Annotated in this window: 15 protein-coding genes; 5 read left to right on the plus strand and 10 right to left on the minus strand. The window is 57.4% G+C overall.

Translation table 11 applies throughout. The features are described 5' to 3' along the window. Window positions 1–280 precede the first annotated feature (280 nt). The 3 genes from PSR62_RS10280 to glgA form a co-directional block, all read right to left on the minus strand. Complete coding sequence (locus PSR62_RS10280; RefSeq protein ID WP_274407666.1) at window positions 281–1,324, minus strand: ThuA domain-containing protein; 1,044 nt, start codon at window positions 1,322–1,324, stop codon at window positions 281–283. A gap of 140 nt (window positions 1,325–1,464) precedes the next feature. Next, entirely contained in the window at window positions 1,465–2,859 is a 1,395-nt protein-coding gene (locus PSR62_RS10285; protein WP_274407667.1) for a galactose-1-phosphate uridylyltransferase, read from the minus strand. A 139-nt stretch (window positions 2,860–2,998) separates the two neighbouring features. After that, window positions 2,999–4,522, minus strand: coding sequence for a glycogen synthase GlgA (gene glgA / locus PSR62_RS10290; protein WP_274407668.1), 1,524 nt, complete (start codon window positions 4,520–4,522; stop codon window positions 2,999–3,001). Window positions 4,523–4,717: 195 nt separating this feature from the next. Here glgA and PSR62_RS10295 point away from each other — a divergent pair, with 195 nt between their 5' ends. From PSR62_RS10295 to PSR62_RS10305, 3 genes are all read left to right on the plus strand, one after another. Further along, window positions 4,718–7,939, plus strand: a complete 3,222-nt coding sequence (locus tag PSR62_RS10295; protein WP_274407669.1) for a serine/threonine protein kinase — start codon at window positions 4,718–4,720, stop codon at window positions 7,937–7,939. A gap of 430 nt (window positions 7,940–8,369) precedes the next feature. Next, on the plus strand, window positions 8,370–8,909 hold the full coding sequence (locus PSR62_RS10300; RefSeq protein WP_274407670.1) for an RNA polymerase sigma factor: 540 nt from the start codon (window positions 8,370–8,372) through the stop codon (window positions 8,907–8,909). Further along, on the plus strand, window positions 8,899–10,362 hold the full coding sequence (locus PSR62_RS10305; RefSeq protein WP_274407671.1) for a hypothetical protein: 1,464 nt from the start codon (window positions 8,899–8,901) through the stop codon (window positions 10,360–10,362). The genes PSR62_RS10300 and PSR62_RS10305 overlap by 11 nt, the downstream gene beginning before the upstream one ends. 365 nt (window positions 10,363–10,727) lie before the next feature. On the opposite strand, the gene PSR62_RS10310 is transcribed toward PSR62_RS10305, so the two are convergent. The 4 genes from PSR62_RS10310 to nadC form a co-directional block, all read right to left on the minus strand. Next, window positions 10,728–12,797, minus strand: coding sequence for a prolyl oligopeptidase family serine peptidase (locus PSR62_RS10310; RefSeq protein WP_274407672.1), 2,070 nt, complete (start codon window positions 12,795–12,797; stop codon window positions 10,728–10,730). A gap of 154 nt (window positions 12,798–12,951) precedes the next feature. Continuing rightward, on the minus strand, window positions 12,952–13,527 hold the full coding sequence (locus tag PSR62_RS10315) for an NYN domain-containing protein (protein ID WP_274407673.1): 576 nt from the start codon (window positions 13,525–13,527) through the stop codon (window positions 12,952–12,954). Window positions 13,528–13,551: 24 nt separating this feature from the next. Then, entirely contained in the window at window positions 13,552–15,060 is a 1,509-nt protein-coding gene (locus PSR62_RS10320) for an undecaprenyl-phosphate glucose phosphotransferase (RefSeq protein WP_274407674.1), read from the minus strand. 57 nt (window positions 15,061–15,117) lie between these two features. Beyond that, window positions 15,118–16,053: a carboxylating nicotinate-nucleotide diphosphorylase gene (nadC, locus tag PSR62_RS10325; protein ID WP_274408202.1), complete on the minus strand. Its 936-nt coding sequence runs from the start codon at window positions 16,051–16,053 to the stop codon at window positions 15,118–15,120. 213 nt (window positions 16,054–16,266) lie between these two features. On the opposite strand from nadC, the gene PSR62_RS10330 reads away from it, so the two are divergent. Both PSR62_RS10330 and PSR62_RS10335 read left to right on the plus strand, forming a co-directional pair. Continuing rightward, a complete protein-coding gene (locus PSR62_RS10330) occupies window positions 16,267–17,436 on the plus strand; it encodes a peptidylprolyl isomerase (RefSeq protein ID WP_274407675.1) in 1,170 nt (389 codons plus the stop codon). Between the two features lie 125 nt (window positions 17,437–17,561). Next, the gene (locus PSR62_RS10335) at window positions 17,562–18,146 is read left to right on the plus strand and encodes a hypothetical protein (RefSeq protein ID WP_274407676.1); all 585 of its coding nucleotides are present in this window, start codon (window positions 17,562–17,564) and stop codon (window positions 18,144–18,146) included. A 78-nt stretch (window positions 18,147–18,224) separates the two neighbouring features. Here PSR62_RS10335 and purD read toward each other — a convergent pair whose 3' ends face one another. From purD to PSR62_RS10350, 3 genes are read right to left on the minus strand one after another with little or no spacing between them, the layout of a single operon-like run. Then, window positions 18,225–19,538 (minus strand): phosphoribosylamine--glycine ligase, encoded by a 1,314-nt coding sequence (purD, locus tag PSR62_RS10340; protein WP_274407677.1) that lies wholly within the window; start codon window positions 19,536–19,538, stop codon window positions 18,225–18,227. Beyond that, window positions 19,531–20,223 (minus strand): 3-keto-disaccharide hydrolase, encoded by a 693-nt coding sequence (locus PSR62_RS10345; RefSeq protein ID WP_274407678.1) that lies wholly within the window; start codon window positions 20,221–20,223, stop codon window positions 19,531–19,533. Before PSR62_RS10345 ends, purD begins: the two co-directional genes overlap by 8 nt. Before the next feature lie 29 nt (window positions 20,224–20,252). After that, the gene (locus tag PSR62_RS10350) at window positions 20,253–23,786 is read right to left on the minus strand and encodes a hypothetical protein (RefSeq protein WP_274407679.1); all 3,534 of its coding nucleotides are present in this window, start codon (window positions 23,784–23,786) and stop codon (window positions 20,253–20,255) included. Between the last annotated feature and the right edge of the window lie 279 nt (window positions 23,787–24,065).

The following is a 24,065-nucleotide window of genomic DNA, read 5'->3' on the forward strand; positions in this document are numbered from 1 at the left end:
GAAACCGAGCTCCCATAAAACTCTCCATCCCGCCGTGGCCAATGGCCACGGCGGGATGGAGAGTGGCGGCGTGGGGGTTGCATGTCCGTCGGTGGCGTTATCGCTTACCGACGGCTACTATCTTGCATCCCTACTGGGATGAAAACTTGCGTCAACGGATCGCCACCACAACCCCAACGATTTCGCAGTCCAGCCCGACGCATTCAAACAAGTACGCCGGAATGATTGGGTTTCATCCCGTGAGCCAATTCGTTGCTTGGCGGGAGCCGGGTGGATTCACTCAGTTCGTGACCGGAGCAAACGTGCCTTTGGGAGTGAAGACGGTCGCGGACGAACCGAGTTCAAACTCTTCGACGCGGAGGTCCCGATTGCGGTACAAGTCGCTGGTTTCGAAACCGTAGAACGAGGGCACAAAAGGATCGACGAACGAAACGTCGGCCGATTTCGGGACGTCCATACCGGTGAGAAAGTAACTCGCGTTGACGATCAGACGACGCAGGTCTTCGCTGCGAAAGTCGACGGCGGCACCGGCGGTGGTGGCCACGCATTGACCGGTTTTTCCGGAGGGAGCCTGGTACGGTTTCAACCAAGCCAACGGCATCATCGGATCGTTTTTCGCGTCAACCGGAGGCGCGGCGGCATCGAGGTGTTGGATGACCATGCCTCGCAGCAAGACCGTGGCGGCGGACTCATCAAGGTGGACGACGCCGTAGATGTCTGAGGGGGTGTAGATGTCGGCAACGTCGTTCAAGATCGGATGGTTGGCGTTGTCTTCCACAATCACCGCGCGGCCGCCTTCGACTTTGTGTTTGCCATGGTGCGAATGCCAGTTCTCGCCGACGACATTGATTCCAAAGTTCGCCCAGTCGTAGTCGCCGTAGTGACCGCTTTTAAAAGCATGGGTGGCGGTGCGATAGGCGATGATTGGCTTGCCCGCGTTGATGAATTTCAAGATTGGATCGAGCTGATCGTCCGGAAGAACTCGCCAACGCGTTGCCAGAATCATCAGGTCAGCGTCGTTGAGTGCTTCCGTGCCGGGGATGTTGTCGATCTGGTACGGGTTGATGCCGCCGGTTTCCTTGTCGATGGCGAACAGCACCGTGCACTTGAAGCCGTGGGTTTGACTAAGGATTTTCCCGAGCATCGGGCAGGATTCTTCGGTTCGATATTCTTCATCGCCCGAGATCAGGACGATGTGTTTGCCGTTGGCCTGGCCTTCGGCGGGCTCGAACACGAGGTGATCCGCGGCGTGAATCGCGGTCAGAGTTGGAAGAAGACAAACCGCGAATGCGAACGCAGCAGCGACAAAGCAGCGTTTTTTCATGACAGATCAAGCTTGAGTCAGTGGACAAGATGGGTGGCAATGGAGGCCACATCATATCTCAAGCGGGATCCGTTTGGGGAGCAAACGTCAAGCGTTGTCTGCCTGGGCAGCAACCCAGTGAAGAGGCCCCATGCGATCGCTTATCGCAACGCGTGACGTGGGTCGCTACGGCGAGCCTGCGAACGAAATTCGTCGGCGGCGGCTTCGGGGTAGACCGTGTTGATCATCCCACCGGAACTCAATTCATAGCCAGCCAAACGACCAATCCGCGGTGCCAGCTCCAGGCTCCAGTGATGCGTTTCGGCATCGCACTGGTTTCCGGGTGGGGCGGTGTGGATCATCATGTTGTAGGCGACACCGGGGATCACCGCTTCCAGCCAGCGAACACTTCGCAGGACCAAGCGGGCCACTTCTTCATTCATCGAGACCGACAGGTCTTCAAAGCAACCCACGTGTTCTCGCGAGGTGATGCGGATCAAGTACGGGAACCGGCTGGCGTGAGGGCAGTAAGCCACGAGCGAATTGGATTGATGAATGATCCGTTCTTTGCGTTCCAGTTCGGCCTGCAAGACATCGCACTGCAAGCAGCGTCCGTACCGGGCAAAGTGCGATCGCATGCGATGGTTGACTTCGCAAACCGATTGTGGCAGGTGATTCGATGCGATCAGTTGGCTGTGGCTGTGTTGCAGGGAGGCTCCTGCGTCGCGGCCAACGTTCTTGAACAAGCTGATGAACTGAATGCCGGGTTGTTGTCGCCAATGACGCATTCGGGCCGCGTAGGCGGAGAATGCGAGCGCGATCTCAGCCAAATTCAGTTCGCTGAGCGAACGAGTGTGACGAGCGGCTTCGATGATGACTTCGTGGCCACCCGAGGCGATCTCTTCCACGAACAAGGATTGAGCCAAGCGAGAGAGGCGAGTCTCATTTTCGCTGTCTTCCTGGTTGGGCTGAACTTCAACCTTGCATTCCGGTTTGATCGCCGGGAACAGATTGGGAACCACACGAACGGTCCAATCGGCTGACTGAGGAACGGCTTCTTCGTCCTCCGACAACTTGGCGGACCAAACGGACGCCGGTGTTAGTTTTTCGTTGCCATGGCAGAATGGGCAATCCATCGACGCGTCCGGCTTGGGACGATGCGATCGGAACTGATCGGGGCGACGAGCGCGACCGGGAGCAAAGATCGTCCAACTGCCCGAAATCGGATCCTGTCGTGAACGACCGGTTTGAACGTGTGACTCGTTGGGAAAGTCAACGTGAGCACCGTCCTGGCGAGGTTGCTCTAGAATTTCGGCGTCGACCAAGCGGTCCACCAACGATTCTGCGAGTTCCGACGTGCCGGCTTTCTCAGATTCGGCTGCGGCGGAACGGTTGCGAATTGAGCCGGGGTTGTCTCGTTCGGTATGAAGATCAGAGACGCTCTGCGTTTCCACGCAGCTCTGCTCAGCAGGTGGTGCATGGTCCGAGGTTCGAGCGGTTTCGTTCAAAGCAGTTCGGCGCGGATCGATGTGGACTCCTGACTGTTGTGTCTTCATCGATTCGACTCATGATCTTGGGGCCGAAGGTAGAGTGGTTTCCACTCCCCGCTCAAGTTGCTTCCCCAGCAATGTAGCAGTCTCGAACCGAGATGCATCCCCATTTCCCCCTTCCTGGAGGGAAAACGGCGGTTGCGAGTCAGTTGGAGGATCGTCTTCGTCGATTTAGGGAAATTGTGCGGGCATAAAGCTGAATGTATTGGTCTGCACTTTTCCTCCATGTCCAATCTTGCCGCATCCCGAATTCAACCAGATTTTTCCATTTTTCAGGCGAGTGATATCGAAGCTGCAGTGCCCGGTTGATCGCGTGGTCAAGAGCCTCGGCACTGTTGTCGTTGAGATGGAAGCCGGTGGCGCGATTCGCAGCCACGTTCGCAGGGGTCGCGTCCACGATCGTGTCGGCCAACCCGCCAGTGCTGGTGACAACGCAGGGCGTTCCATAGCGAAGGCTATAGAGTTGGTTCAGTCCGCAGGGCTCGTAGTGGCTGGGCATGATGAAGATGTCACTGGAGGCCTCAATGCGATGCGCCAGTGCATCGCTGAAGCCGATGTAGGCGGCCAACTGATCCTTGTGTTCTTCCGCCAGTTCACGCAACTGTGCTTCGATTTTGGGGTCGCCGCTGCCGAGCACGACCCACTGGGTGGGACGCGATTGGGCAAGGTGTTCACGCAGCACAGGAAGGATCAAGTCCCACCCCTTTTGATCAGCCAAGCGACCGATCAGACCCATCAACGGAACATCAGGATCCTGCGGCAGACCCACCTCAGCCTGCAACGCGAGTTTGTTGTCGATTTTGGCGTCGGCCCAATCCGTGACGCTGTAGTTGCGACTGAGATGCGGGTCGGTTTGGGGATTCCAAATGTTGGTGTCGATTCCATTGATGATTCCCTCCACCGGTTGCGGGATGCCGCGAAGAATCGAATCCAATCCGCATCCGTACTGCGGGGTTTGAATCTCGAGGGCGTATGTGGGACTGACCGTCGAAATCACATCCGACGTCACCACTCCGGTTTTGAGGAAGTTGAGTTGGTTGTAGTACTCAAACGATTCCGGTCGGAAATGGTCCCAGCTCAACCCGGTCCAGGGGAACGCGTCGAATCCAAAGTTGCCTTGGTAGGCCATGTTGTGGATCGACAGCATCGTGGCGATGGTGGGTGACTTGGACGCGTTGTCGGACGCTGCCCGCAGCAATGCCGGGACCAGAGCGGACTGCCAGTCGTTGCAGTGCACCAAATCCACGGGCCAACCGAGTCGCGACATCGCGATGATCGCCGCGCGGCAATAAAAGATGAAACGCTCGGCGTTGTCGGGGTAGTCACCGTTGGCATCGCCATACAGCGACGGACGTCGGAAGTATTGCGGTTGGTCGATGAAGTAAACCGGAACCTCCGCCGAGTCCTCCGGGTCGTTGGGATCCTTGGGCAGGTGGCTTTTCAGCAGCCGGCAACCGATCAGCTTTTGGTCCGACATTGGAACGGCAAAGCTGATGTCAGTTGTCTCGATCGGTTGCAGGGACCGTTCGATGGAAGAAAAAGCGGGCATGATGACCGCACAGCGGTGGCCCTGGGCAGCAACCACTTTGGGCAACGTGCCGCAGACGTCGGCTAACCCACCGGTTTTCGCGAATGGGACGGCTTCGGTCGTCAGGTAGACGATATTCAAGGCAACGGTGGGGTTCTACAAGGTTGCGAATCAGGAAAAACAACGGGACGAAGAACATTCGTCGAAAAGGTATCCGGTGTCGACGTGTCAGACAGAATAAACTAGGTCAAAGTTCTATGTGATGCCGGTTGAACCGGTCTGCCGTACCTTCTTCTCGTCGCCATGCCGCTGCAACTTGTTGATTTTTGGAAACGGATGGTCCAAAGCGGACTCGCCGACGCCTCCGTCCCACCAATCTGGGCGGCCGATTTCGCGAACGATCACGGGGGAAAACCGCCCTCCAACCCCGCTTCGCTGGCCTCTTGGTTGGTCAAAACCCGCCGCGTCGAGAAATATCCTCTTTCGCGAGTGCTGAAGCACGCGACCTGGGAAGCGGATTTCCCAAACACGCCCGTTCTGCGGATTGCACCGTTGACGCTGGTTGCGGCAGAGAAAACGGCTCCCTTTCCGTTTTCACACTGGTTGTCGGTGATTTGCGACTCCGCGCAAAACGGCGAGAAGCCAATCGCGGGGTGGCTGCGGCAAATTGATCCCGCCGGTTTGCCGGCGGAGGCGGCTGCCAATCTTCGTGCCCACGCTGAACTGACGCATCCTGCGTTGCAGCCGATCGAGATCATTCCCGTGCGGAACGGTCCACTCGGCGACCCGCTTGGCAGCCGTCGCGATTTTGCTGGTTTGTTCAGTCCTTTGCCCTCCGGGCATTGCCTCCGCGCGCCAGGAAAACCGGGCTCGGTCCAGCAAACCGTGGCGGGACTGAGCTCCCTTTGTGACGCAGCGATCGCGATGCACGCCAAGGGATTGGTTCACGGCGGGATTCATTTTGATCGGGTTTGGGTCAGCGAATCTGACCCCTGGTGTCTGCTTCGCGATCCGTTCGCCACGTTGACAAACTTTTCCACCCAAGACGTCACTGTCAATCACGAAGGCTGGTTGGAGTCGCTGCCCGAGAGTCGGGCTCACTGGTCTCCCGAGAGACTCGCGAACGCGAGCGGTCACGTGGCAAACATCAGCGATGACATTTTCGCGTTGGGATGTTTGGGGTTTGAACTGCGATATGGTCGCCCAGCCTTCAACGGTCAAACTCGGAACGCGTTGCCGATTGAATTGACCACCGCGGTCGAACAAGGTGCCTCCGGCGATCCGTTGTGCCGAGTCTTAGCAGCCGCGTTGGCGATCGATCCCAACGCCCGATTCGCGAGCGTGGAACAATTCTCGCAAGCATTGGGCGTTGCTGCATCGGCCACTCCCGCGGCGGTGACGCCCAAGGTGGAGCAAGCCGTTGCGGATGAACCGAAACCAGCCAAGGACGTCGAGCCAGTGACTCAGCCGACGGAGTCGAAACGGGCGGCAACGACAAGCACTCCGGGGCCCGCCAAGCCAAAGCAAGCGGCTCAACCCAAACGCCCGACGGACTTGAAACCGACAGCCGAAATCAAACGCTCCGAGGAGTCGAGTTCGCCAAAGGAGTCGAGGCAGCCCGAGGAACCCCAGCAGGTCGAAGAACCCAAGCAGGTCGAGAAGCCCCAGCCGGCCGCCGTTCCAACGAAGCCAGCTGAACCTGAGCAGGCTCAACCTTCTGAGGAAAAGCCTGCCAAGAAGACAGAGTCCGTGTCGGAGTCGAAGGCCGCCGCGAACGACAGCGTTCGTCCCGTGGCGAAAGATCCTGGCGAAGCGAAGCCGAACCAGCCGAGCGAACCGGCTGTGGCTGCGGCTGTGGTTCCAACTCGCCGACGAAGAAAACGACGCAATCAAAAGGCTTGGTACGGGATCTACGCGTTGTGCATTCCTGTGTTGGTGTTGGTCGTGATTTTGGCAACGCGAGACAAGAGCTCGCAACAGGTTGCCAAGCGAGTTCGTCCTCCAGTCCCACAATTTATCCCGCGGGTTTCCAGCGACACCGAGCTTTCGAGTGAGGAGCGGCAACGGACTGCGCCTGTTCGACGCCCTGCCCCGTCGGGCATCGAAGTGGTCGACAGTGAGCAAATGCTTTGGGCTCCACCAGACTTGCAAATCGATGGGGCTCAGACCAGTCGCGCCACTGGATTGCTGCCGCCGGGGCCCGCTGCGGTGGTCACGATGGATTGGCAACGTTTGCGTCAACTCGGTTTGTTGGAAATGTTTGGGCCCGAAACACAGGGCTGGTTGGAATCACTGAACCAGTGGTCAGGCGTGCCATCGGAATCGATCTCGCACGTCGCTCTGGCTTGGTTCCCTGGGTCAGAAGGCGTCCCGGAAGTTTCCGCCGCGGTTCGCTTGAGTGAGCCGCTGTCTTTGGAATCGTTGTTGGATGTTTGGGATGTCTCGGCCGCACGCGGTGCCAGCGGCGAAACCATTTATGCCGGTGACACGCGTGATGCACTGGCTTACTTCCCAATGTCTCAGGGGCGTCCCGCCGAAGCAGCGGATGACTTGGTCGATGCGTTTGCCGTTGGTTCCATTGCACGAATTGGCGAGGTCGCTGAGATGGGAGGGGCACCCGTGGTGTTGCCGCGATTGCTGGAAGATCTTTGGCAGTCCGCTCGCCCCAACGATGCGATCGCGTTCCTGACCCAGCCGAACTTTTTGGTCAGCGATGCGAGGCAATGGATGGAGGCAAGCTCGCCAGCGTTGATTCCTTGGATTCGACAAAACCTGTTGGCCGATTGCGGTGGCATTCTGATTCGCATTGCGGCGACCGAGGAGGCCGGGTCGTACGTGGAAGTTCGCTTGGCGACGGCCCCCGGAGTCGACCCCACCGAGTTGGCCACCCCGCTTCGCGAACAACTCCACAACGCACCGCGCTGGGCGGAAGACTTCTTGGTCACGCGGGACATCGATCCGTCCTGGCGTTTGCTTGCCGCGAGGCTGCCGTCGATGTGGGCGTTTGCGCAAGAGAACGTGCGAACCGGCCGGGTGGACCGCAAACTTGTTTGGAACGCTTACCTGCCTCCGCTGGCATTGCCGCAATTGACATTGGCGACGTTGCTGGCAACCAACACGACGACTGAACCTGTCTCGGAGGCGATGGCATCCAACGAAACGAAGTTGTCGATCGATGACATGCTGGACCGGAAGATGTCCGTCAGTTTCGATCAAGAGTCGTTGCAGTTCGCGGTCGACACGATCGCGGAAGAGTTCAATCGCGATCTCCCCGAGGGCAACCAACTGCCACCGATCGAGATCATCGGGGGCGACTTGCAGAAAATGGGGATCACCCAGAACCAACAGATCCGCGACTTTGCAAAAAGTGATGTTCCGCTGCGGACAGTGCTGACGGATTTGGTGCTGGGTGCCAACCCGGACCGAACCGCGACGGGACCGGACGATCCCAAGCAGGCATTGGTGTGGGTGGTGAAACCGGACAAGTCTGCGATCCTGATCACGACACGTTTGGCATCGGACGGCCAGTACGAATTGCCATCCGAGTTTGTGAAATAGCAGTGTCACTCCGACCGATTCGCATTTTCGTCGGAAAAGTTTTGTAAGAAGTTGGCCGCCCGCGTTACCAACAACAGTAGAGGGCGGCGGACTGTCCCGCTGTGGCACGTAGGAGTTTCCGGGTGTGTGAGCCGTTTGGCGTTCGCCACGGTTTCCAAGCAGAACCGGGGCTGACGCTGGACTGCAAAAGTTCGGGGGCGTCGCATCATGGATGCGGAGTGTTGGGGGCTCATTTTCCGTTGGTGCGCCGCGTTGCAGCGACCACCGCCTACCGTCTTGAGTCCCTACCGGGATATCGATTCGAGTCCACTGAAAAGAATGGAAACGAAAGACAACGTGTCGTCACCAAGCTTTGAGAAGACCGGGCTGACGCCCAAACGGCTCACATAGTTGCAGCCGATCATTCCTGCCAACCTGCTTAGGTCCGCTTGTGCTGGAAGAGGATGCCAAATCGCTATTCATTGACTGGCTGGAGAAGCACAACGCTTCGGTCATTCAGGTGGCACGTGCCTACACGCTCGGCAGCGAAGAAAGCCAGGATCTCGCTCAAGAGATCTTGCTTCAAGCGTGGCATTCTTTGCCTCGTTTTCGCGGGCAAGCCAGTCCGGCGACATGGTTCTATCGCGTCGCACTGCATGCCGCGATGAATTGGCGACGCAATGATCAACGGCGAAGGACGCATCAGCAACCGCTGCTCGAAGTGCAAGCACTGCCATCTGAGTCAGCGGATTCCAGTCAGCAAGTCGAACAACGAGAAATGGTGGAGCAACTGTACAAGGCCATTCATCAGCTACCCAAGTCGGACGTCGCTTTGGTGCTGCTGTACCTGGACGAATTGAGCTATCGCGAAATGGCCAGCGTGCTGGGGATTTCAGAGAGCAATGTCGGAGTGAGACTCGGGCGTGCAAAGAAGGCACTCGCTAAGTTGCTGAACGTCGAAGTCGCGGAGGGCGAGCACAATGAGTCTTGATAAGTTTCAGAATGCCTGGAAGGCGGATGCATCGCAGTGGAAGGTGACGTTCGATGCTGAGTTGCTGTCGCAACAGGTCCAGCAATCAGACGATCAATTTCGCACCATGATCTTTTGGCGGGATGTCCGTGAAGTCGGCGTGTCGTTGTTGCTGATCCCGGTTTGGTTGGTGTTGGGGATCGGCTTTTCGTTGCCGTGGTCGTGGTGGTTGACCGTGCCGGTGTTGCTTTGGATTGCGGGCTTCATGCTGATCGATCGCAAGCGACATCCCAAGGCGTCAAGCGATCCTGGCCAACCGCTGTTGTTCTATGCGAAGGAATCGCTCACTCAGGTCGAACATCAGATTTGGCTGTTGCGAAACGTTTTTTGGTGGTACCTGCTGCCGTTTACGATTTCGCTGATGGCGTTCTTCGTCCATCTCGCCTGGAATCTCACTGGCACTGGGTGGGGATGCCTTCTCATTGCGGCGCCCTTTGGATTGTTTCTGTTTTACGTCTACCGTCGCATTTACCAGCTCAATCAAGATGCGGTCCGAGAGCAGTTGGTGCCTCGGCAAGAACAATTGCAGCGAATCGTTACATCGCTGGAAAGCGACGATGTTGGTAACGCCGCCGAGGTCGACGAACTGGTGGAACTCGTCTCGTCGTTGTCTGAAAACGACCCGAAGATCGAGGGCAATCCCGGAGCGGCAGAATGGTTCGAGAATTGGAACCGAATCGTACCGTCATGGTGGATCGCGGCGATGATTCTCCTGCCGACTTTGATCGCAGCCTACAGCGGCTACCGATTCGCATTCGATCAAGCCGGTCCGGTGTTCTTTCAATCCGTGGTCATGGCCGTGATTGTGTTCGAAATCATGTTCTTCGGCCGTTGGTATCTCACTTCCAAGCGAGACAAAGAGCAACCGTTGACGGGAACGAACTCGAAGCGACTCGAAGGTCCGGCAATCGTCGTCCTGATCACGCTTCTGGTTGTTTCTGCCTTGGCGTTTGCAGCTATCTTTTCTTTTGTCACCCATGCCAGTTCCAAAGCATCGTCCAACGCGGAAGTCGTCAGTGCGTTGGACCCACCCGTGAACGCTGGGAAGTATGCTCGGATCGCCCCGTTCACAAACGTGCGGTGGAAGGACGATCTGCCAACGGTTTGTGTGGCTGGCGATTGGTCACAACTCCAGTCAATCGATGGAATCTCAACCGAGCAGATCATGTCATTTGCGAGCGAGCAATATGGCTCGCTCGCACGCAAACGCTTCACCGAAGATTTGGTCGAGCTGCTCTCGAAAATGGGGCACGACGTGGGGTGGGAAGTTGACCTGGATCTTCAGTTCCCGGATGGCCATGTCGAAACGGTGCGAGAGCGAATGACCGAAGTCAATCGCCGCGTGGCTGGCATCCATCTTCAAATCCGAACTCAATACAACCTTTCGCAAGAAACGCCCGACGCCACGGAATAGCGTGGTGGCAATCGGGCTCGAAGGATGATTCTGCTAGGTAGGCATTGGATTCCAATGGAGGTGGAATCGAATTGGTTGGTGCCGCGATCGGGTGGCTGTGATGTTCACCCCACTGCAGTCCGACGCTCACCCATGCAAGCATCACCAATCCCAACGCCATCCAGTAGCGAGATGGAGACCGGATGAAGGTGTAATGAACGTGCAACGAAGAAACCGTGAGTCAACCGACAGGCATTGGGAGGTGAATCTGGGGACGGCAGTCACCATACTCACTGGGGTTTTGAACGCCAATCCGGAGGCCTCGAACGAGCGGTTTTTCGTGCGTTTCAAACTCGATGATCATCAAACCCTCACACCGCGTCGAATCACTTCGGTTGCCATGCTTCATCGAAGAAGCCCGCCGCGACGACCTTGCCAGGGTCACGTGAGGTCGAGCCTTCGCGGACATCCAAGAACGCCCAGTCGGGCAACTTAGGTGTCTGACGGGCGTTGTTCAGATAGTCGTACTCGCGAAACGTGAACCCGCTGTTGATCACGACGTAGTGATTCGGACTCTCTGGGTTGGGATAGATCATCACGGGCACATGACCGCCATGGCTGACCTGATTTTTGTCGATGCTGATTTTGTCCTTGGTCCACTGAAGCGGCAATTTGGGTAGCAACCTCGCGATGACTTGATTGCTGCTGGCGTCACCAAACAGAATCACGTTTTGTTTTGCCATCATCGCCGCGTCGACTTCCGTGTCCTGGACGACACGCACGTCACCGCGGAAGTGCAATCGCCAATGATCCATCGCGTGCTTGGATTCTGCTTGGATCCATTGTTCAACGACGGGATCATTGGATGTCCCAGACGGCAGTACAAACACAAACCGATCCATGAAGGCATCGTCGATGGGCCCCTGCAAACCTGGTCGTTTGCGAAGAGACGCTGCGTCATCGGAAGCAACTTTCCACGTTCCGTCAAACATGAACTCAGCAGTGAGCGATCGATCCGAGCCCACCACTGGACCAGTCTTGGTATCAACGACTTCGTTGCCGTTGATCATCACGCCGATGCGCCCGGACGGTTTCCCCGGCCATTGGCCGGCATCAAAGTTCACTCGCAAGCGAGTCGCATTTTCACACTCGATCATGATCTGATCGTCGTTGCCAGTTGGATTTGCCAGCACGGATGCGTCGATGGTTGTCGGCAACCAGTGCTGGTGCATTCCGGTGACTTCGATCCAGTGCATCTTTGAGTAACGCAAGGTCAGCGTTGTCAAATGGACGTTGCGGGGAATGCCGGGTGAAATCTGTCGTTCGATCAAATCCAGCCTTCTCGCAATTTCTTGCTGAGCATCGGGATGAATTTTGTGAGCGGTTTGAGGGCCGATCAAATGCACCAAGTCGATTCCTTTTTCTGATAACGCTGATTCCATTACGTCGGCGGCCTGTTTCTGCCGATCGATTTCGCCGCTGTAGGCAATCGTCGGCAAGTTCCGCAGGTTGCTCGCCCAGGGCGGGCAATCGTAAAGTTGCCACAGTGTCTTCTGATGCGTTGGGGCGGTCCCGGCCGCGTCTTCACCCTGGAAGACTTCGAGAAACAAAGGTGTTTCCGAAAAACCTGCCCCCGGCGTGGCGGCGAAGAATTGGTCCGCGTAATGCGTGGCGATCTGCCAGCAACCTGCGCCGCCCATCGAAAACCCTCGGATCGCAACGCGGCGATCGTCGATGGCGATGCGTCGTTGCAAGTAGTCACGTAGTTCGAGGACATCGACTTCGCCTGCAAACTTGAACGCGTTGCTGTAGCGACCATAGGGGTGAGCCACGATCGCGGACTGGGGCATCGGTTCGTTGCCGGCCCGATAGCGTTCCGGATCGTTGCTGTGTTTGTTCAAGAACGCCAACTCAGACGATTTTTCGCCTCGGCCGTGCAGCCAAATGTCCATGCGGATTGGCAGCGCATCTCGAGCATTCACATGGGCAGGAATCACGACACCGTAGGGCTGGAACGAATCATCGAGCTTGGATCGATAGCCACCGGCGATCAATTGCTTTTTGTCACTCAGATTCAGTCCCACCACATCAGCCCAGGAGGCACCCGCGGCGATTCGATCAATGCGATCGTTGGCCATGTTTAGCAATCGCTCCGCGTCGGCCAATGCTTTCGGGGTGTAGAAAATCGATTGCTCGATGGACATCTCGACCGCCCGTGGAAACACCAAGACCTCGGGTTCGAGGTCCCTCAACCGGGCCGTTTCGGGGGAGTTTGGTTTGGGGGAGGCTGCCGCATCCACCAGTTGTTGCCAGCGGTCACGAACCATGGCTGACTTGGTATGCAGCGAGTCCAGTGCATCAGCATCGAGGTCGATGCCGGGTGGTGGAATCGGACGTACGTTTTCTGCTTGGTTGTCAGCCGGTCCATCGGCGAGCAAAGGAGAGACGGATGCCATCGCGAGGCATCCGCACACAGCAAGTCCACGAGTCAACGACAGAATCATTCGAGCCAAATCCGCCAAGAGTGCAAAAATCAGAAAGTGTTGCCGGGCAACAAAAGCCAACAGCATACACAGAGTGAAAGAGACGGAAGTTGCGTTCGACTCGCTCTCAGTCAGAACCGTACTGCTCCAGCCACCTTTGAAGTTCATCGGTGTCGAGCATCGCATCCAGGTTGGGGCCGCTCGGCAGCGCGGCGTCCGGTCGTTCATCAGTTGGGTTGCTGAGCTTCTTTTTTGACTTTCGTTTCGATGTCGGCTTGGGGAATTTGAGCATTCGAATTTCGCCCTCCAGCAAAGCGTCCAGCCATTCGTCCGAATCGAGTGCCAACGCTTTCTTGCGTTTGGCGGCCGCATGCAGTCGTTGATCAGAAGAGATCACTGTCAGTGCCTTGGGCGTTGGATGCTGGAAGATGATCTCTTCGATCAAATCATCGGCTTCCGGGTAGCCGACCGCGAAGCGAACGTCCATGTCGGCGAAGGACATTCGATCGCTCACGCCATGTGGCGGGTTGCGTGCGTCAAAGACCACGCACGTCCGATGGCGAATGAGATCGGTCAAATGTTCCGACAACCGGTTCAGCAACAGTTGACGTTCATCATGCAACCAATTCGCGGACGCACCACGTGACGGTGGAGCCACCGGCCCAATCACGTTGTATCCATCGATGAGCAGCAAAGGGAACATTTGACATCGATGCGAGGAGTTGAATCAGTAGGCTTCGGGTTGTTTCCAAACGACGAGCAGTGTTCGGAACAGAATTCGGATGTCGAGCAACAGTGACCAGGAGCGAATGTATTGGTGATCGAAATGAATCCGTTGTTCCATTTTGTCGACCGTTTCTGTTTCGCCGCGGCAGCCGTTGACTTGAGCCAAGCCGGTGATTCCCGGTTTGACTTTGTGCCGCATCATATATCCACGGATCAAACCGCGGTATTGTTCGTTGTGGGCGGACGCGTGAGGCCGCGGACCGACCAACGACATCGATCCTTCGATCACGTTGAACAATTGCGGCAGCTCATCCAAACTGGTTTTCCGAAGGATTGCCCCCAAGGGGGTGATGCGGGAATCGTTGTGGGTGGCTTGTTTGACAACGGCGCCGTCGTCGCAGGTCGTCATGGAGCGGAATTTCCAAACCCGAATCTCTTGACCGTCCAGCCCATACCGGCGTTGGCGGAAGAAGACCGGGCCAGGCGAAGTCAGCTTGACTGCCGCGGCGATGATCAGCATGGGAACGGAAATGGCGAGCAGACCCGCGGTTGCGAGGATCAGATCCGCCGCGCGTTTCGCGACCCCATCGATGCCGAACATCGGTGATTCGGTGACGCTGACGGCTGGCAAACCACCGACTTGGGTCCAGCGGGCATGCAGCAGTTCGAACACGAAGAAGTCGGGGACAATGTAGACGGACGCCGTCGAATCGCTCAGTTCATCCAAGAGAAAGCGGATCCGTTTCTCGGCTCGCATCGGAAGTGTCACCAGCACGGTTTCGATCTCGCCCGAACGCGCCGCCGCGATCAAGTCGTTCAGGTCGCCTTGCAAGGTGCTCGCTTCTTCGGTCGCCGGGGAGGCGTCTTCAGAGCGATGTTCAGCGGACGTCTCTTCACTGGAAGCATTCGCATCGCGAGTCAGGTTGCGATCGTCATAGAAGCCTGCGAATTGCAAGCCGAGTGATGAGTCCGATTCAATGTTGGCGTGCGTTTGTTGGCCGAGTGTGTTGCAGCCTGCAATGGCGACCCGCCGCGTGCCGACACCGCGACGCAGCATGCCAACTTGCACAATTCGCAAGCACATTCGGGACAGCCCGATCATGGCGGGGCACAGCACGCACCATGACAGAATCACGGAGCGGGAGAAGTATTGGCCGTAGCGGGTCGCAAAGGCGAGGACTCCCAGGACCAAGATCGTCAGCGTCCAAGTCGCCAGGACGCGAATGATTTCGCTGTCCGTGCAACCACGGCGGTCACCTCGTTGCAGTCCTGTGAGCTGGCTGCTGAGGAAAAACACGATCACGGCAATCAACCCCATCGCGAACGAAGCGTCGTCGACATGGCCTCGCGCGGCGAACTTGACCAGCACCAAGGAAGCCAAAATGGAGGCGGAATCCAGGCATGGTTGAACGAAATCGTACCAATGACGACTGCCCAAAATGGAAACGGATTGAGCTGAATTCGCAGAGTTCGACGATGCGGAAGAGGCGTCCGAGTGAGGTGACGGCATGGTCGGTGTACAAAGAGGAAGTGAATGACCGCTACCAACGGCCTGATTTCCCCAACACTAGGTTGCGAACCCGTCCAGCCAGTCCATTCCCAGGTCCAACCAAGTGGCTTGGTGGGTCAAAGCTCCACTGCTGATTCGGTCCACACCAGTTGCAGCGACCTTGCCGATCGTATCAATCGTGACGTTGCCCGATGCTTCCAGTTCAACCGCCACACCCAGCTCATCTCGCCGTGCCACGGCGCGACGCAGGTCGTCCAGCGAAAAGTTGTCCAGCAGCACGATATCGATGCCCGTCAGGGCGACTTGTTCAAACTGCTCCAGCGTGTCGACTTCGATTTCGATCATCGACGGTGCCACCAGCTGATTGACGCTGGCTCCTCGCATCGCCACCGCTCGGGTGGCGGCTTCGCCAGCGGTCAACGTCGACGACGGATCGTTCTCGCTGCGTCCCAGTGCGAGGTGGTTGTCTTTGATGAGGAACCCGTCGTAGAGCCCGGTTCGATGATTGTGGCCGCCTCCGCAGCGAACGGCGTACTTTTCCAGCCGACGCCAACCGGGGGTGGTTTTGCGAGTGTCATACAGACGGGCGGCATGTTCGCCAATCGCGTCCACATACTGCCCCGTCAGCGTTGCGACCCCGCACAGCCGCGAAAGAATGTTGAGCAGAACTCGTTCGCTGGTCAGCAAATCGCGGGCGGATCCGGATAAACGCACGATCGGTTGGCCGGGAACCAGCGGAGCACCCTCTTGGATCAAAACGTCGACTTTCAGGTCGGCATCAAACTCATCGACGATCCACGGCGCCAACGCGATTCCAGCGGCGATTCCGGTGCAACGAGGGACGATTTGGCATGCTCCGCGGCGTTCGGGAGCGATCATCGCCACGGTGGTCCAGTCAACGGCGATGTCCAAGTCTTCTGCGATTGAGAGACGCACCAATTGCCGCAGGTCATTTTCCAGGGCGTCGTCGAGTTGAACGGGGCGATAATCCATGGCGTTGGTTCGATCGAGGCTGGGCTGTTTCACGGAAGGTGTTTCACGCATTGTTTCGGTTGAGGACGGTGCCAGCAATGCGTCACCAGGGGTTTGTGATTGGAAAACCGCGGCTCATCCCTTGATTGTCACCAAATCACGGTTGCCAACGTGGCTTCGGTTTCTTTACAAGCCGATCTTGTCCATTTGTTTCCGTTGCGAATTGGGGTCACCATGCCTTCGCCCTGCCATCTCGTCGTCCCTCGTTATTTCGCTTGGGTTGCGTTGGTGATTGGGGTGACCGTCATGGCTTTGCCGCCTGCGCATGCGCAGTTGCCCTCCCGAGCAGAAGTGGAAGCAGCGAAGAGCATGCCGCTTCCTACGGACCCGGCCACGGTGTTGGCGGTGGTTGGACAGGGACGGGTTCTCTTGGGCGAATTGAAACCCAAGGTTGATTCGGAACTCGCCCGGATGCTCGCCCAGGCCAAAACCGAAGTGCCGGAGGCTGAACTGCACTACGTGAAGTTGCGGATGACGCGCAGCCTGCTGGCTCAAACCATTCAAACCCGGATGCTTCGCGAAGCATTCTTGCTCGATCAAGTCGGCACGCAAGCGGCTGACAAACGCCGGGAAGCGGAAGCGACGATGGCCGCCAAGGCTCGTCAGATGTTCTTCGAAACGGAGTTGCCTGGCCTGAAAAAGAAGGCAGGGGTGGATTCCACCGCCGAGCTGGATGAGCTTCTTCGCAAGGAAGGTTCTTCGCTGGCACTTCGCCAACGAGAATTCATGGATCAAATGCTCGGGCACCTGTACATCCGCGGCAAGGTCAACAAAGACCCCTCGATCTCGCTCGCAGAAATCGTCGGGTACTACCAAGAACATCGTTCGGATTACGAGCACAAGGCTCGTGCTCGCTGGGAGCAGTTGACGGTCCTGTTCAGCAATCATCCGACGCGCGAAGCCGCGATGAAAGCGATCTCTGATATGGGACGCGAAGCGTTGTACGGAGGCAGCATGCAAGCGGTCGCGAAAGCGAAGAGTGAAGAACCGTTTGCGAGTTCAGGCGGTCTGCACGACTGGACCAACCAAGGTTCCTTGGCATCGACCGTTCTCGACCAGCAAATCTTTTCGTTGCCAACTGGCAAGATGAGTGAAATCATCGAAGACACCGACGCATTCCACATCATTCGAGTCTTGGAACGCGAGGAGGCCGGTGTGTCACCCGTCGGGGAACTGCAGGACAAAATTTCAAAGATTCTTCGTCAACAGAAGGTCCTCGCAGCCCAACAAAGCGTGATGGTGGAAGTACGGCAACGTGTTCCGGTTTGGTCGTACTACCCAGACGACTTCCCAGGCGCAAAACCGTTGACTCAGATTTCCGCTCGACCGGCGATGCAAAGGTAGACGGCATGACCGATTGCGCTGCACGGCATCGCCCCCTTCGGAGTCAGCACGTCTCTCGAAACCGAATCTCGCCTCGACATTCCGGTTTTGGGGTGCGGTGGATGGTCATTTGTGGATTGGCATTGATGTCGGCCGGATGCGGTCAACTCGCGTATCGGCTCGGAACCGACTTTCCGTCTCAGTACGTTCCCAATCCGCTGGATCTGCCGCCCGTTCCGGCTGATTTTCTGTGGTCGCAAGTCGTCGATTCCGTCGACGATGTCTTTCGGATTTCTCGAGAGCAACCGGTGGTCAATCAACCGGGGGCCGTTCTCGAAGGACGACTTGAAACAAGCTACAAGGTCGGCGGATCCATCTTGGAACCCTGGCGAAAAGACAGTTCCCCTGGCTTTGAACGTTTGCAGAGCACGCTTCAGTCCATTCGCCGTCGAGCGATTGTGCATGTTCGGCCGCACTCCAATGGGTACGCGGTCGAGATCATTGTCCAAAAGGACTTGGAAGACACGGATCGGACGCAGTACGCAACCGAAACCACCGCAGGCCAACGACACGATGGTTCTCGAACCAGTCGTGTGGATGACTTCGATGACAACCCGCAGACGCTTGGTTGGATTCCGTTGGGCCGCGACACGACGCTGGAACAAATTCTGTTGCAGGACATCTTCCGCCGTGTCACCCAGAAGGACACGCCTGGGTTGCTCAATCACTGATTGTTGGGGAACTCAACTGCCGGAGCAGCGCCGAAGCGGCTTGATCCGGCCTACGACGTCGGCTTTGCGTTTGGAACGCTAGGCTTTATCGGCGGTGACCAGGGCTTTGTCACTGATGTCTTTGCGACACCAAGCGCCCTGCCAGCGAATTTCTCGCACGGCTTTGTAGGCCTGCAGTTTGGCGGCGCTGATGGAATCGCCCATGGCGGTCACGCCCAGCACACGTCCGCCCGTGTTGACGACTTCGCCATCGACGCGTTGAGTGCCGGCATGGAAGACTTTGACATCTTTCATTTGATCAGCGGCTTCGATCCCTGTGATCGCGTGGCCTTTCTCGTAATCAGCCGGGTAACCTTCGCTGGCCATGACGACGCAGATGGCAGGTCGTGGATCGAATTCCAGGGGGCCTGTTTCTTCGAGCTTGCCATCCACCACGGCCTGCATGACTTCGACGAGGTCCGTCTTCAATCGCATCAACAACGGCTGGCATTCAGGGTCACCGAAGCGAACATTGAATTCCAGGACTTTGGGTCCGGCGGGCGTCAGCATCAATCCGGCGTACAACACGCCTTTGAATGGGCGGCGTGAACGCTTCATGGCGTGCACGATCGGGACCAAAATGCTTGATTCGACTTTGGCCAGTGTTTCTTCGTCCAGAACCGGCGCGGGACAGTACGCTCCCATCCCACCGGTGTTGGGGCCGGTGTCGCCATCGTTGGCAGGTTTGTGGTCTTGAGCCGGTGGCAAGGTGACGATCGTTTCGCCATCGGTGATGGCCAGCACGCTGACCTCGGGACCGGTCAGTCGTTCTTCGATGATCAGTTCTTTGCCGGCGGCACCGAACTCCTTGCGAGCCGCGATGCGATCAATCGCTTCCAGGGCTTCGCTGCGAGTGTCGCAAACAACGACGCCTTTGCCGGCGGCCAGGCCATCGGCTTTGACAACGACGTTCACTGGATCGGTTGGTTCGCTGAATCGATCCTTGATGTACCGCGACGCGTCATCAGCGTTTCGGAACGTTCGATAGTCCGCGGTGGGGATATCGGCGGATCGCAGCAGGTTTTTGCAGAAGACTTTGCTGCCTTCCAGTTCTGCTGCCGCTTTGCTGGGACCGAATGCTCGCAGTCCCGCGTCGGTCAACGCATCGACCAATCCAGCGACCAAGGGCGCCTCGGGGCCGACAATGACCAAACCGACGTGGTTTTCTTTCGCAAATTGGATCACGGCATCGTGATCGGCGGGATCCAGATCGACGTTGGTCGCATCCATTCCGGTGCCAGCGTTGCCGGGGGCAACGAAAACAGTTTGCACGTGTCGGCTCTGTTTGACTTTCCATGCCAGGGCATGTTCACGTCCACCAGAGCCGACAATCAGCACGTTGTATTTACTCATCGAGTGGTTTGACTCGCAGGTTCTTGAAGTAGGCTTTGCTTTGTGGGTCGTGGGCTTGCAAGGCAAACGTGCCTTCGCCCAACCGGCGTTCGAAGCGATCCGAGAACGCTTCTTTTTCGCTCGGTTCGGTGTAGTCCACCAGTGTCTTTCCGTTGACTTTCAGTTCAATGTGTTTGCCGCGAACGATGATTTCTTGGGTGTACCATTCGTTGTCGCGAATTCCGTTGGCTGCCAACGTTTCCGCGTCGACATTCTCAACCCCGTAAAGCGAACTGGTTTTCTTGGGGTCTTTGTGGCTGACGTTGACTTGGCATTCGTAGCCGTGTTTGGGCCAGTCGGTTGCTTGATACTTGGTGTGAAAGTAAATGCCGGCGTTGCTGCCAGGCATCAATTTCAAGTCGGCTTTGAAGTGAAAGTTCTTCAGGGGAGCCAATTCACCGGTGTAGAACAGGTGGCATCGCTCGCCTTCGCAAACCAGCATCCCATCGACGACTTTCCAGCTGTCTGGATTCTCGGTCGACTTCTTCCAGCCGTCCAGCGACTCGCCGTCAAACAGGGAAACGAATCCCGTTTCATCGGCCGTCGGTTTCTTGGGAGCGTCATCCGCCATCGCGATCGGGGTGACCGAGAGGGCGGAAAACAGGGAAGCGACGGCAGTCAGGATCAGCAGGCGAGGACGGGACATGCGTTGACTCAGCGGGCGGGGATGGCGGGCTAGACGCTGGCCAACCGGTCCAGCATCACAGGGTCGTTGGGTGAGGGAGACATTGGGTCGACGCCCAAAGTTCCCTGCAAGGATGCAATATAGTCTCCCGACTCGGCCAATTGGCGTTGTTGGGTGGCATATTCGTACTGAGCGTTCATGTTCAAGCGTTCGGTCGCATCCGCGTTGAGGGGATCCTCGATGAACGTCTGCAAACTTTGCTGCAACGATTTCCAGTGGGCGATGTCACGCTGTTGTTTGGCGTCCAGGCGACGGCGGTACCACTCGCTGCTCATCAAGGATTCGCGTGTGAAGAGATGGCGGACCTCGGGATCATCGATGGTTTTTCCGTTGTGGTTGCCATGCACCATGATGTCCAGGGCAGCACGCAGGGGTGGGCAAGCCAACTCGTACCCGGAGTCTTCCAGGTAATGTTGCGCCACGCGAGCTTGTGCTTCTGCGATTTGCAACACGCCATCGGCGAACGATTCTTGGTCCTGTTTTTCAGGACGCAAAATCGGTTCGGGGAAGACCTTCGAAGGGTTGTCGAAAACGCGAGCCAAGTAGGTGCGGACGAACTTGTCGGTGATTCGATAGCCGAGTCGGCTGGCGGGAATCTTTTTCCCGTCATGGTCGAAGTCCTCGACCTTTTCCAGCATTCCCGCTTCGATCATGCAGCCCGGATCGCGTTCCTCGGCGGTCATTCGGCACCAGACCTCGGGAATCAACAGTGAGATATCGTGTCCGACTTCCAGGTGGGGGCCGATATGGCCGGCTGGCGTGCTGAAACCGCCCAGGTCGGTGAGGATCATCGACACAATCACAGCATTCAAATCGATTGCAGGATGCAGGGCGTTGAAGGGGCCCTTCGTCAACGCGCCTTCGCTGCCTGCACCGGTTGTGCTGGGGCTTTTGCCCGTCAGCGAGCAAACGTAGTCCATCACCAATTCAGGAAGTTCCTGGTAGTGAAGCGGTGAGTAAACCGCCAAGGAACGGATGCCAGCTTTGGCGTCTGGTGGATTGTTGCGACGGCCGGACAGCACGGCGCCAACCGGTGTCAGCACGGCTTCGTCGGCAGCGAGTCTGCGATGCAACTGGATCCCTCGCATCGCCACATACGTGTCGCGAGGGTACGCCATGTCAGGGCGATCCTGCAGGTAGCGAGGGTTCTTGGTCGGTTTGCCATCGACCAAACGCGGGTTGGCGGTGCTGACGACGTAACCGTCTTCGGATTCGGCGGCGGTTTGCAGCAACTCTTCCATCGGGCCAGTGAATTTGTCGAACTCGATTGCATCGCGCATGATGTCGCGTGCTTGCTTGCTGGTCAGCGGTTCAAAGTTGCTGATGAAATTGCCCGGTGCGGCCAAGTCCGCTTCGGTTTGTTTGTCCAAGCCACGATGAATGGCATCGTCGGGGCGTTGGAACAAACGGTATTCGCAGTTCTCGACGAACTTGTAGCTGGTCGCTTCCGCGACCGCGGATCCGACGTCACCGATGCTGCCGGCGGGAACAACGATGCTGGCGGAAATGTCATCTTCGCGTTGAACTTTGGACGAAGCGATGAAGTCCTGGCGGAGTTTGAAGGTCCGCCACTGCGAGTTTTCGAGTCCCACCCGCAGGTAAGTTCCCACCAACGGGCGGCTGCCCATTTTCAGTTCGTGTCCCGGCGAGCCGTTGACGATGTCGACGCCAAAGGTTTCTCGCCAATCGGCGCTCATGCCGGGGGCCGCGAAGCGTTTGATGATCAATGCCAGAGCGTAAACGTGCTCGGGAATGCTCTTCAGCCACGCGTTGTAGTCGTCGTTGTATTCGGGGCTGGGGGTCAGCAACTTGATCACGCTGCCCAGGGAGCGATTGGGATCAAGCACCTTGCGGCTGTCGCGTTCGGTGTAGTCGGTGCGTCCGGTGTAGGAATCAGACCAGCGTGTGCCGTAGTCTTTCGAGAAGATGTCGTCGACGAGTTGGAAATCGACGTCGTGATCTTTGACGAAGATTGGTCCGTACAGCATGTAATCCCGCAGGCTCTTGCTGATTTCGCTCTTGCCGCCGCCACTGACCGTGCAGGGTTTGTGGCAGAAGACACCTTCGCCGACCGTGCCGATCAATCGCCAGCTGGGTGCCGAAGGGTGTTTTTGCAGTTGGATTTTGTAACCGCTCGGCGCGATGTAGATTTCATCCGGCGACAACGGGATGGATTGCTGTCTGCCAGTCACATCGGTCCAGCGAATGCAGCGTTCGCGAAGTGTTGCCAGGGCGTCTTCGGGAATGTAGATCACGCTCGGATGAGTGCGGTCGATGCCGTAGCCCGCAGGTTGAACGTCGATGAAATCGCCATAGCGTTTCGCGACGTCGGCAAAGGTTTGGCCGTTGTACAGGCGGCTGTTGACTTGGAATTCATCGCCCAACGAATACGAAGCAAACGCGATGGCTCCGCCCGAGTGCTCTTCCTCGGCGTTGCCCATCAGGTTCGCGGCGTAACTGAGTTGGGTTTTGACTTCTTTTTTGCAGTAACCGTAGTAGTTGTCTGCGATCAGAGTCACGATCACGCCATCGCTGTTGCGGCAGGTGGCCTTGAACGCACCTCCGTCGTTGTAGAGTTCGGTTTCGGATTGCCAGCACATCCGGTCCCGGCGTTGACGTTCGGTCGCGTCATCGTAGTGCGGCAGCCCGAGTTCTTTTTTCGTCAGTTGAGTCAGGTGAGTCGCCAAAATCACACACCCGGTGTGACCGCTCCAGTGTTTGGCATCCAATCCCGCATCGCAAGCGGCGATCAACGGATCCCCCGCGTTGCCAAAGATCGATTCGACAAAGTCCAGATTGCTGACGTAGTTGCCGGGAACGAAGAAGCGAGTTTCCATGGACTTGGATTCGCTGTAGCCGGGAACGCCCGGGGCAACCAGCGGTCGCAGCATCAACGACACCCACGATTCAGCTGGATGGGGTGAGTTGTGCGTGTAGGGCAGTTCCATGTCGGCAGCGGGGGGCTGCATGGCGGCGCGGAACAGATTGACAAACACGTTCTTGGGGACCACGCGTTTGTCACCTGGAATCGGCAATCCGCCCTCCACCACGTGGAACGTTCCGGCCGTGGTGCGACGGTCGGCTCGCGGGTTGTTCAAGACACCGTTGAAGCAGCGGTACGATTTGACTTGGTCATTCTCGAAACAATTGCCACCCAGCGGCAAACTCAATTCGCGAGCCATCCCGTGGCGGTCGAGGTTCAACGAACGACTGGGAAGCGTCAACGGTTCGCTGCCGACTTCGTCAGCAAAGTAGGTCGCCAAGAACGATTCAATGCGGTGATCAATGGGCGGCTGATGCTGCCGAAGGATCGCGTTGCGTTCGCGAAAACTGTCCAGCATTTCGCGTGGGAAAGCGGCGTCGGGACGTTCCTGGTCTTCTTCGCCCGGAGGCATCAACCCGGCCAGCGCCAATTGGAACGAGAGATAGTTTTGGAGTCGTTGTCGTTGTTCCGGAGTGGCGGCAAGCATCCGGTCCCAACTCAAGGCGCGTTGAAGTTCTGTGGGTTCTCGCAGCAAGGCCATGACAAGTTCTCCGGTTCGAACATGGATGAGGGGACGGCAAATCCAAGCCGGTACAATGGCTGAGCGGTGACGCTGAGAACCACGGAATGCGATCGGCACCTCGCGAATCACGAGTGACAACTGTCACACGAAGAACGCTGGAACCAAGGGCGGGCTTGGGTGGGTGGAAGCTTAGCAAATACCGGCCGAATTTGAATCGGACGCGATTCGTTTGGATCTGTCGAAGACCAAGCAGAATCAGGACCCAAATCGATTGAGCTGACCGGTGGATGAACTGTC

The organism is Rhodopirellula sp. P2 (assembly GCF_028768465.1).
GTDB lineage: Bacteria > Planctomycetota > Planctomycetia > Pirellulales > Pirellulaceae > Rhodopirellula.